The organism is Komagataeibacter rhaeticus, assembly GCF_003207855.1.
Classification (GTDB): domain Bacteria; phylum Pseudomonadota; class Alphaproteobacteria; order Acetobacterales; family Acetobacteraceae; genus Komagataeibacter; species Komagataeibacter rhaeticus.
The window spans coordinates 1-573 of the sequence record NZ_NKTZ01000061.1; the positions used below are offsets into that span (position 1 = coordinate 1).

Genomic DNA, 573 nt, shown 5'->3' on the forward strand with positions numbered 1-573 from the left:
GGCTACATAAAGGCGATCTATCCGGTGGCGGGTGGCGACACGCTGGGCATCACCATCGGTGCCGGAGGCGGCGGGGGAGAAGGGGCGTTACCAGGCAATGAAGGCGGCACGACTGTTGTCTCATTAAACGGAACCGAGCTTTTCTACATTCCGGGTGGGGGCGGTAGCGGCAAGCCGACGACCGCGAATACCGCCGGTGGCGGCGGCAGCATGCCTGTTGTCGTAACCCCCGCCACAGCCGCCTATTATACCTGCGGGAACAGCGGGTCTGACGGGCAGGCCGGGAATTGGGTATTTGCCGGTAACGGTGCGCCTTCCGTTTACGGCGGGGCGGGGCGTGCCGGCAACAATGGCGGCCAGCCTGCCACCTCCCCCGGTGCCGGAGGGGGTGGGGCTTATGACAGCGGCATGACCGGCAGCGCCCATGATGGCGGCGCGGGCGGCATTGCCTGCGTGACTTTCCGTTTCATTCCATAGGATCAACCCGATGACCGATACGAATGCACAGGTCTATGCCGTCTACCTGACGGCGGCCGCAACGGAAGCGGGCGTGGCGCGCCCGGCCGGGTATGT

1 pseudogene is annotated in these 573 nt (G+C 65.6%); it reads left to right on the top strand.

The annotated features are described in order from the left end of the window. Nucleotides 1–477, top strand: a pseudogene (locus CFR78_RS16415) (glycine-rich domain-containing protein); the annotation flags it as partial. Between the last annotated feature and the right edge of the window lie 96 nt (nucleotides 478–573).